The organism is Mycobacterium sp. SP-6446 (assembly GCF_001954045.1).
GTDB lineage: Bacteria > Actinomycetota > Actinomycetes > Mycobacteriales > Mycobacteriaceae > Mycobacterium.
The window spans coordinates 18,369-27,306 of sequence record NZ_MBEM01000045.1 but is presented as its reverse complement, the minus strand read 5'-3'; the positions used below and the strand labels follow the sequence as shown (position 1 = coordinate 27,306).

Here is an 8,938-nt window from a genome sequence, read left to right as displayed (position 1 = left end):
GCCACCTCAGCACCGGAGGTCGTTGTGCAGCAAGCACATTCGCGCGATCTGCCATGGCCAATGCGACGGTTTGCTGGGTGACTAGATAGAACCTTCCCTCGGCGGCCTGCTCGAATAACGTCTCAGCGGCCGCAAGCGGATCCATTGCCGCGGCCTTGATGTCCAGCAAACCGTCGCATTGGCCATGGCAGATCGCGCGAATGTGCTTGCTGCACAACGACCTCCGGTGCTGAGGTGACGCCGGCACTCGATCCCGACGCCGCCGCGCGAGTGGCGTCCTTCGGAGCGGTCCCACCGATGCGCCAGCGCGGATTGGCCGCGGTGCGAGCCGCGGTCGAATCCGCGCCACTGCCCGATGAAATGCCCGCGATGGCCACCATCGGCGATATGACGATACCCGGCCCCGCCGGGTCGATTTCTGTCCGGATCTACCGTCCCACAGACGATTCCGTTCTGCCCGTGCTGGTCTACTTTCATGGCGGTGGGCTCGTCATGGGCTCCAACCACTCGTTCGAACCGCTTGCCCGCGAGTTGGCGTCGGCGTCGGGCGCCACCGTCGTGGCCGTGGACTACCGGTTGGCGCCCGAGTCGCCGCCCCCCGCGCAGTTCGACGACGCCTACGCCGCGACCGAGTGGGTATCACGGAACGCACGCGGCCTCGGTGTCGACTCCGACCGAGTTGCGGTCGTCGGCGACAGCGCAGGCGGGTCCCTGGCGGCCGCGGTTGCGTTGGCCGCACGCGACCGTGACGGGCCGGACATCTGTGCGCAGGTGCTGCTGTATCCGGGCTTGGATCGCGACATGACCGCTCCCTCGATCATTGCGCTGCCTGATGCACCGCTGCTCGCACGCGACGACATCGACTACATGCATGCCCTCGCCGACGGCAACACCGGTCCGCCCCGCGACCCGTACCTGGTCCCGGCCTACGCCTCCAATCTGTCCCACCTGCCGCCGGCGATCGTAGTGACTGCGGGCTGCGATCCGATCCAGGACTGGGGTGAACGGTACGCGGCCCGGCTCCGAGAAGCCGGCGTACAGACCACCACCACCCGTTATCCCGGCATGTATCACGGCTTTCTTATGCGCTCTGACGCAACGGCGCGGGGCCGGCTGGCCGTCGCCGAGATCGGCGCGCTGCTGCGAGCGAAGTTCGCGCACCCGATCCGATTCGACGTCCCGATCACCGGACAGGGCGCCGCCGCGGGGCACTGACGCCGCGCACAATCACGCCAACGCAGAATTGGCAGAAGGAGACAGCTGATGCTCAGCGACGAGCGACGGATGGAGCTTTCCGACGTGTTGCGGCCAGCGGCACCCCCTCGCGAGATCGACAACGTCTACACCGAAGACCAACGCGAACGCCTGCTCGATGTCGTGCGTACGGAGGGCCCGTGGAAGTTGATCATTGCGCAACACTTCGCGTCCCCCGAGGAACTGATCGCCACGATGAGCGGCGCCTTCCCCGAAGGCTTCGAGCCGTCGCTGGACCTGTTCATCACGCCCACCTTCCGCGGCTACCTCGCCAACTATGGCGCGGTGCTCTACCCCCAACTGCACGATTGTTTCTACAACGCGCGGTTCCTGGAGATGGCCAAGAGCTATTGGAACGCGCAATACGCCAAGCCGCAGCTGATGCTGTTCAACATCAACGGCCCATGTGCCAATCGTGATCCGGGGCATCTGGATTCACCGAGCTTCCGCGGCGTGCGATACGAGAACGCGCCGACATGGCTCACCAGCGTCATGGGCAAATCGGGCCTCTTCCAGGATTACCTGATCAAAATGGCGCAGGTAATTACCTGGTTTTCGTTGGATGCCGGCAGCGGCTTCACCTATTGGCCAAACGGTCCGCTGCAGCCCCCGCAGCGAGTCCTGCCGCCAATCAACAACCGCGGCGTGGTCGTGCAGAACGAGATGATGGTGCACCGCGGCGAGGCGAACGGGCCACTAGACCAACAGGTTCCGGCTGGTTTGGCCTTCGACACGGTTTTCACCGGCGATCCTGACGACCGCGACCACTGGCTGCTGAAGAACGGCGACGACGTGATCGCGCGCCACCACACCGACGAACTGCGGTTCCTGGTGCACTGGTCGGCCGAGGTGTTCTCGGATTTCGACGAGCTCAAGAAGAACATGGAAGGCTCCGACGACCTGACCCCCGAGCGGGCCATCGACACCATGGTCAAGGACGTCAATGCTCAGGGCATAAAACTTGCCATGCCGGACGACCCACTGCACGACCCTGAGTTCATCCGCACCCTCAACGCGGCCTATGACTTCGGCGGTCCGTCGCACTATCCGCACGAGGCGCCGATCAGCGCCTTCCAGCCGGCCTGAAATGACGAAAGGCGCTGCATGCTAGATCGATTCGACGACCGCAGAATTATCATCACCGGCGCGGGCTCGGGCATCGGGCAGGCCACCACGCTGCGACTGCTCGACGAGGGCGGCACCGTAGTGGGATATGACGTTTCGCCTGACGGCCTGGCCATAACCACCGCGGCGGCAGAAACCGCCGGCACGGCTAAACGGTTGAGCACCGAGATAGTCGATGTGTCAGTCGAAGACGCGGTCGTCGGCGCGGTGAGCCGTGCTGTCGACGATCTGGGCGGCCTCGACGTGCTGGTCAACGCCGCTGCCATTCAGCGCTGTGCCAACACGCATGAGCACACGCTGGACGATTGGAACCGCACGTTGGCGGTGAACTTGACCGGCACTTTCCTGATGATCCGCCAGGCGTTGCCGGCTCTGCTGGAATCCGGCCGCGGTGTGGTCGTCAACTTCACCTCCACCGCAGCGTCTTTCGCGCATCCCTACATGGCCGCGTATGCCGCCAGCAAGGGTGGAGTGTTGTCGTTGACGCATTCTTTAGCCCTCGAATACTCCAAACAGGGGCTGCGCGCCGTCAACATCCAACCGGGCGGCGTCGCCACCGCGCTGGCGCTGAGCACCCTCGACAAGATGCCCGCCGACTACGACATCGGCTTGTGGGCCAAGCAGACACCGTTGCTGCACGGGAGTGCCGACGCCATCCTCGGCGACCCGAGCTCCGTCGCGTCGGTGATCGCCATGGTGGCTTCCGACGACGGTGCGTTCATCACGGGCACCGAGATCCGGATCGACGGCGGCGCGCACGCCTGAGGACCAAGTAAGGAACTGATGGTCACGAGTGTTCACATCAGCCGGACCGGCGGGATCGCAACCGAGCGAGCAACCCGCGCTGATGACGAGTATTTGCGATATCGACTAGACGTGTTTGCCGCGGGCGCCGCCGACGTCGTGCAGTCCGCCGGGGGTTGGCTGTTTGACCGGGCCAGGGCGGGTTGGTCGGTGTCGGTATTGCTAGCGCGCGGCTGCGATACCCGGCCGCTACGGATCCTCGGGCTGCAGGCTTTGGACCTCAACTCGAAATCGGCTTTGGAGTTGGTCTCGACAGCCAGCCGCATCCCGGGGCACAGTTTGGCCGTCAGCGCTGAGGTCCTCACCGGGGATGTTCGCATCCGCGAAACAGTGTTCAAATTCCTGGACCACCAGCTGACCGAAGTGGCGCTGTGGGGTGAGGGGTGGCCGATCGGGGTCAATCGCACGATGGCCACCGTCCAGCACGTGCTAAGCCCGGCGGCGCGGGTGTTCAAGGGCTACGCGCTTGCAGCTGCCGGCAGCCCTTGCGACTCAGTCGATCCGATCGAGACGCTGCTGTGCGACGGCGATGAACGGTGGCGCACATGACTGACATCCTCCACGAACGACTGACGGCGTCGGTGCGACGGCTCATTGACGTCACCATTCGCAGCGAGGCCGACGAAGACACCGTGGCGCAGGCCTTGGCTCTGGTCGACCAAACCGTCGAGCTGCTGAGCACGCGACTCATGCCTGGATCGTTCGGTGTGCGCACCAACCCCGACGGTGAAAACGTCGTTTGGGGCAATGTGGCCGTCGGGCTGCGTAACCCGATAGCTCCGCCCCTAGTCGTCCAGCACGACGAGGCGGGCGGCGTTCATGCCGACGTGCACCTTGGCGCCGGCTACGAGGGGCCGCCGGGCCACGTGCACGGCGGGATGTGCGCTCTCATCCTGGACCATGTCCTGGGCGCGACGGCACACCAACCGGGTAAACCCGCCTACACGGGCACCCTCACGGTGCGCTATCTGCGCCCCACCCGGCTAGGTGCGTTGCGAGCCGAGGCGCGGATGGAGCGGATCGATGGCACCAAAACATATGCGGTCGGGCAACTCCGTAACGTCGACGGCGTCTCGGTGGAAGCCGAGGGTGTATTCATCACGCCACGGGAACACAAGGGTGTGGACGGGTCGCAATCCCCTCCAGCGCCATAAATTACAGTGGCACCCTTGCTATTTCATCCACGATAGCTAGGTCGCCGTGTCGCACCGCCTCGGCTATCGACTCACTTAGCGCTAAGCACGCCAGGAACACACCAGGGCCGTGCGCAGCTACCTTCTGAGCTTCGGCACGCTCGGCGCAACGCGCCGTCGCGTCGGCGTTCCACTGCACACTGGTCTGGTTCCAGCTGCTCTTGCGAGCCAACACGCGCGCGCCGCAACTGTGGCACACGACTGGCATCATTGGCATTTCGTCGAGGCGATTGTCGTGCTGGACAGACGGATCAAGCCTCATCAGACCGAACCGGCTCCCTGCGCCGCCATGTTGGCCTCGATCTCTTTCATCCAGGCCTCGTAGGGTCGGGTGGTGTCCAGCTCAAACTCGAAGCGGTCCACCATATCTGGTTGCACATCGGCGACATCGACGTAGAACTGCTGATACCAACGCCGCAGCTGGTAAACCGGGCCGTCCTCCTCGACCAGCAGCGGGTTGTCGATGCGCGCCTTGTGCCGCCAGATCTCAACATCCTGCTCGAAGCCCAGCTTCACGAAGTCGCCGAGACTGATCGCCGCCTCCGTGGCCTGATCGCCGGGCAACGTGTCCGTTTTCTGCACGATGATGCCGTATTGCAGCACAAAAGAATTCGAGTCAATCGGATAATGACAATTGATCAGGATCGTCTTCGCATCACCGTCCTCATAGTGATAGGTCAGATCGTCGATCATGAAGGACGGGCCGTAGTAGGACGCCACCGACGTGGTACCCAGCATCTGCGACCCTTCGGTACTCCCCAGGTCGGGGCGACTTCCGCCGTTCATGTACTGCGTCGCCACGTGGCCCTCGAAGATGTTCTTGAAATGCGTGGGCAACGAGCCGTGGATGTAGAAGAAGTGCGCCATATCCACGACGTTGTCGATGATTTCGCGACAGTTGCTATGCACGACTGTGGTGTACCAGTGCCAGTCGGTCCAGTCGTCGCTGGTAGCGCCCTCGATGCGCGGGATGGCGACTTCCGGCGGCGGCGGTTTGCGCTCGGGGTCGTTCCAGACGAACAACATGCCGTCCTGCTCAAGCGTGGTCCACGCTTGTGTGCGGGCCAATTTTGGTGCGCGCCTGCTGTAGGGCACCCGCTTGCAGCGGCCGTCGCCGCCCCAACGCCAGTCGTGGAACGGACACGCGATCTCGTTGCCCTTGACCTCGCCCTGCGAGAGATCACCGCCCATGTGCCGGCAGTAACCATCAAGCACACTGATGTTGCCGTCGCCGCCCCGGAAGACGACAAGCTTGTGCCCGAACGCGTCGATCGCGTGCGGCTTGCCGTCACCGAAATCTCTGATCAGGCCCAGGCAGTGCCAGCCGCGGGCGAAGCGGGTCGGTGCGGCCTGCGCTTCAATAAGCCGAACGGGGTCGGCCTCAGTCTGCGACGTCATCGCCATGATCTAACTCCCCCGGCCCGACCTGTGGCAGCCGCTTGTTCCACTCATCAGGACGGGTCTTCCTGCGTCGCGCCGCCCCGGCCTACCGTTCTCACCGTGACTGCGCACAGCACGACCATCCCTGCCGGACTTCCGGTGGCCGACACGACCGTCGACCTCTTGGTTGTCGGCTCAGGCACGGGCATGGCCGCAGCGCTGGCGGCCCATGAACTCGGGCTGTCCGTGCTGATCGTGGAAAAGTCCTGCTACGTGGGTGGCTCGACGGCGCGGTCCGGTGGTGCTCTCTGGCTCCCCGCCTGCCCGGTGCTGCGAGAGGCCGGCGCCGACGACACCACGGAGCGCGCCAGTGCTTACCTGGATTCGGTGGTCGCAGGATCGGCGTCCCGACAGCGTTCGTCCGGGTTCTTAGCGCACGTGTCCGCGACGGTCGAAATGCTGCGTCGGACGACCCCACTACGACTGTTTTGGGCTCGGGACTACTCCGACTACCACCCCGAGGAGCCCGGCGGCAGCGCGGCGGGCCGCACCTGCGAATGCCGCCCCTTCGATACCTCGATTCTCGGCGAGTACCGTGCCCGGCTACAGCCCGGCGTGATGGAATCGAGCGTCCCGATACCCACCACAGGCGCCGACTACCGCTGGATGAACCTGGTTGCACGCGTACCGCACAAGGGCATTCCGACGTTCGGCAAACGAGTGACGCAAGGCGTCGGCGGGCGGCTGCTCGGCCGGCGTTACGCCGCCGGCGGCCAGGGCCTGATGGCCGGGCTGTTCGCGGGTGTGCTGCGCGCCGGTATCGCCGTGTGGACCGACACCGCGCTGCTGCGTCTCACCGGCGACGGCGACCGCGTGACCGGCGCTGTCGTGGACCATGACGGACGCGAGGTGACCGTCACCGCCCGCCGAGGCGTGGTGCTGGCTACCGGTGGTTTCGACCACGCCATGGATATGCGGTGGAAATTCCAGTCGGAGTCGTTGGGCGCCAACGTAAGCCTGGGCGCGAACACCAATACCGGCGATGGCATCCGGGCGGGACAGGAATTGGGCGCCGACCTCGATCTGATGGATCAGGCATGGTGGTTCCCCGCCGTCGCGCCGCTGCCCGGTAAGGCACCCGCGGTGATGCTGGCCGAGCGGTCACTTCCGGGCTGTCTGATCGTGGACCAGAACGGCCACCGGTTCGCCAACGAGTCGGCGGACTACATGTCCTTCGGCCAGCGGTTGCTCGAGTTGGAACGGGCCGGAAGCCCGGTCGACACGATGTGGATCATCTTCGATCAGCAATACCGCAACAGTTATGTCTTTGGTGCCGTGCTCTTTCCGAGGATGCGGATTCCACAGGCGTGGTACGACGCGGGCATCGCGGTGCGCGCCGACAACTTCAGCGCTTTGGGCGAGCACATGGGTGTTTCGGTATCGGAATTCTTCCAGACGATGACTCGCTTCAACCAAAACGCCGCTGCCGGTACGGATCCCGACTTCGGTCGGGGCCGCAGCGCCTACGACCGCTACTACGGCGACCCGACGATCAAGCCGAACCCCAACCTGCGTCCGTTGATCAAAGGCCCGTTCTACGCGGTGAAGATGGTGCTGTCCGATCTGGGTACCTGCGGCGGACTGAGGGCAGACGAGCGCGCGCGGGTGCTGCGCGAGGACGGCGGCGTCATCGCCGGGCTGTATGCAATCGGCAATACCGCAGCCAATGCGTTCGGCACGACGTATCCAGGCGCGGGCGCGACCATCGCGCAGGGGCTGGTGTACGGCTACATCGCGGCCCGCGACGCAGCGGGCTAGATGCGCTCCGGGGCCCGACGCCGCAGGGCCAGCCCGCCCTCGAACGGCCGGTAGCCGAACGCGGCGGGCGCCCGATAGCCGGTGTCCTCGAGCCGCGTATGCACCTCGGCGACCGTCGGACCGATCTTGGCGGCGACCGGTGCCAGCGCATCGAGGTCGAACCGGTACAAACGGCCCGCGTTGCCGCCCAGGATCTTTCGGCAGTCGTCCTCGGACCTGTCATGCAGCGCCCAGCGGATGGCCAGCTTGGACTGGGGCGCGAAGCCCTCCTCGTGGGGATAGTCGCTGCCCCACATGATGTGGTCAGCCCCCATGAAGTCGATCATCGCCGCGTCAAACGGTGCCAGCTCGCTGGCCAGGTAGCAGTTGCGCTTGGCGTATTCGCTCGGGGTCATGGTCAGTGCGTCGACCGACGACCCGCCGAACATCCCGTAGGTGCGGTTGTGAGCCTCGGATTTCATGGTGGGCACCATGGCGTCGAGCATCGCCAGTTGCGGAGGAACCCACAACGTGCCCTGCTCCGTCGGTACGAACCGCAGCGTCGGGTAGCGCTCAAACACCCCGGCCAGGATCAGGTGGCCGAGCGTCCGTTGGGCCCACAGCGCCATCTCGGTGATCAGGACCGCGTTAGACGCCGGCTGGTCCATCGGCATCTCGGGGCTACCGGCCCCCGCATGCTGCACCACAGTCAGGTCCAGTTCCGTGCAGAGTGCCCAGATCGGCTCGTAGCGGGTATGGAAGAGCGGGGCCACCTGAGGGTCGCCGGGCGATACTGGCGGGATAAGCACGCCGCCGAAACAGTCCTGCTCGGCGCCCCAGCGGATCTCGTCCAATGCCAGCTCGACATCGTTGGGGAAGACCTGAATCAACCCGCGGCGGCGGTCCGGGGCCTGCGAACAGAAGTCGATCTGCCAGCGATTGTGGGCCTGCACTCCGGCCCACCGCTTCTCGAGCTCGTCACGGGTCCGGGGCAGGCTGATGGTGATGTTGGGAGTGGTCGGAAAGAACGGCGGGACCGTGTTCGGCAACAACACCTCGGCGGCCACCCCGTCGGCGTCCATCTCGGCGATCCGGAGATCGTGATCCCAGTTTCGGTCTGCAGTGGCGATGATCAGGTCGTCGAACGGGCTGACGTATTCCTTGGCCCAGGCATCAAACTCGTCGTGCAGGCGGGCGGGCAGATACTGCCTGTAGTCATGGAGATCCGCCCCGGCGTGGGTGTCCGTCGAGATGACGACGTAGCGATCGATCGTGTCCCAGCTTGCAGCCATCGGTCCTCCGTTGTTGCAAATGTACTCGCTAGGTTCCGGGCCGGCCGAACCGCTAGCGACGGCTCATCTCAGTGAGCGGGACACTTCGAATCG

At 65.0% G+C, this 8,938-nt stretch carries 9 protein-coding genes and 1 pseudogene; 6 read left to right on the top strand and 4 right to left on the bottom strand.

Going from position 1 to position 8,938, the window contains the following annotated elements; translation table 11 throughout:
- A pseudogene (locus A5736_RS26650) lies at positions 1 to 172 on the bottom strand (oxidoreductase); the annotation flags it as partial.
- 62 nt (positions 173 to 234) lie between these two features.
- On the opposite strand from A5736_RS26650, the gene A5736_RS03710 reads away from it, so the two are divergent.
- Genes A5736_RS03710 through A5736_RS03690 form a run of 5 tightly spaced genes read left to right on the top strand, consistent with a single transcriptional unit; the run spans position 235 to position 4,337 of the window.
- Positions 235 to 1,215, top strand: coding sequence for an alpha/beta hydrolase (locus tag A5736_RS03710; RefSeq protein ID WP_076244595.1), 981 nt, complete (start codon positions 235 to 237; stop codon positions 1,213 to 1,215).
- 48 nt (positions 1,216 to 1,263) lie between these two features.
- Positions 1,264 to 2,340: a hypothetical protein gene (locus A5736_RS03705; protein ID WP_076123049.1), complete on the top strand. Its 1,077-nt coding sequence runs from the start codon at positions 1,264 to 1,266 to the stop codon at positions 2,338 to 2,340.
- 18 nt (positions 2,341 to 2,358) lie between these two features.
- Positions 2,359 to 3,144: an SDR family NAD(P)-dependent oxidoreductase gene (locus A5736_RS03700; RefSeq protein ID WP_076244593.1), complete on the top strand. Its 786-nt coding sequence runs from the start codon at positions 2,359 to 2,361 to the stop codon at positions 3,142 to 3,144.
- Positions 3,145 to 3,159: 15 nt separating this feature from the next.
- The gene (locus A5736_RS03695; protein WP_076244591.1) at positions 3,160 to 3,732 is read left to right on the top strand and encodes a hypothetical protein; all 573 of its coding nucleotides are present in this window, start codon (positions 3,160 to 3,162) and stop codon (positions 3,730 to 3,732) included.
- Positions 3,729 to 4,337 carry a PaaI family thioesterase gene (locus A5736_RS03690; RefSeq protein WP_076123102.1) on the top strand — a complete coding sequence of 203 codons (609 nt, stop codon included), beginning with the start codon at positions 3,729 to 3,731 and terminating at the stop codon, positions 4,335 to 4,337. Before A5736_RS03695 ends, A5736_RS03690 begins: the two co-directional genes overlap by 4 nt.
- Before the next feature lies 1 nt (position 4,338).
- Here A5736_RS03690 and A5736_RS26645 read toward each other — a convergent pair whose 3' ends face one another.
- Both A5736_RS26645 and A5736_RS03680 read right to left on the bottom strand, forming a co-directional pair.
- Positions 4,339 to 4,638, bottom strand: a complete 300-nt coding sequence (locus tag A5736_RS26645) for a ferredoxin (RefSeq protein WP_076244589.1) — start codon at positions 4,636 to 4,638, stop codon at positions 4,339 to 4,341.
- Positions 4,638 to 5,774, bottom strand: coding sequence for a Rieske 2Fe-2S domain-containing protein (locus A5736_RS03680; protein WP_076244600.1), 1,137 nt, complete (start codon positions 5,772 to 5,774; stop codon positions 4,638 to 4,640). The genes A5736_RS26645 and A5736_RS03680 overlap by 1 nt, the downstream gene beginning before the upstream one ends.
- Positions 5,775 to 5,876: 102 nt before the next feature.
- On the opposite strand from A5736_RS03680, the gene A5736_RS03675 reads away from it, so the two are divergent.
- Positions 5,877 to 7,574 carry a 3-ketosteroid-delta-1-dehydrogenase gene (locus tag A5736_RS03675; protein WP_076244587.1) on the top strand — a complete coding sequence of 566 codons (1,698 nt, stop codon included), beginning with the start codon at positions 5,877 to 5,879 and terminating at the stop codon, positions 7,572 to 7,574.
- Here the strand turns inward: A5736_RS03675 and A5736_RS03670 are convergent.
- Positions 7,571 to 8,845, bottom strand: coding sequence for an amidohydrolase family protein (locus A5736_RS03670; RefSeq protein ID WP_076244585.1), 1,275 nt, complete (start codon positions 8,843 to 8,845; stop codon positions 7,571 to 7,573). The genes A5736_RS03675 and A5736_RS03670 overlap by 4 nt on opposite strands.
- Positions 8,846 to 8,938: the final 93 nt, after the last annotated feature.

What these genes read in the sequence shown, in the direction of transcription:
- A5736_RS03700 (WP_076244593.1), top strand. Translation starts at nt 2,359, where the DNA reads ATGCTAGATCGATTCGACGACCGCAGAATTATCATCACCGGCGCGGGC.
- A5736_RS03690 (WP_076123102.1), top strand. Translation starts at nt 3,729, where the DNA reads ATGACTGACATCCTCCACGAACGACTGACGGCGTCGGTGCGACGGCTC.
- A5736_RS26645 (WP_076244589.1), bottom strand. Translation starts at nt 4,638, where the DNA reads ATGAGGCTTGATCCGTCTGTCCAGCACGACAATCGCCTCGACGAAATG.
- A5736_RS03680 (WP_076244600.1), bottom strand. Translation starts at nt 5,774, where the DNA reads ATGACGTCGCAGACTGAGGCCGACCCCGTTCGGCTTATTGAAGCGCAG.
- A5736_RS03670 (WP_076244585.1), bottom strand. Translation starts at nt 8,845, where the DNA reads ATGGCTGCAAGCTGGGACACGATCGATCGCTACGTCGTCATCTCGACG.
- A5736_RS03705 (WP_076123049.1), top strand. Translation starts at nt 1,264, where the DNA reads ATGCTCAGCGACGAGCGACGGATGGAGCTTTCCGACGTGTTGCGGCCA.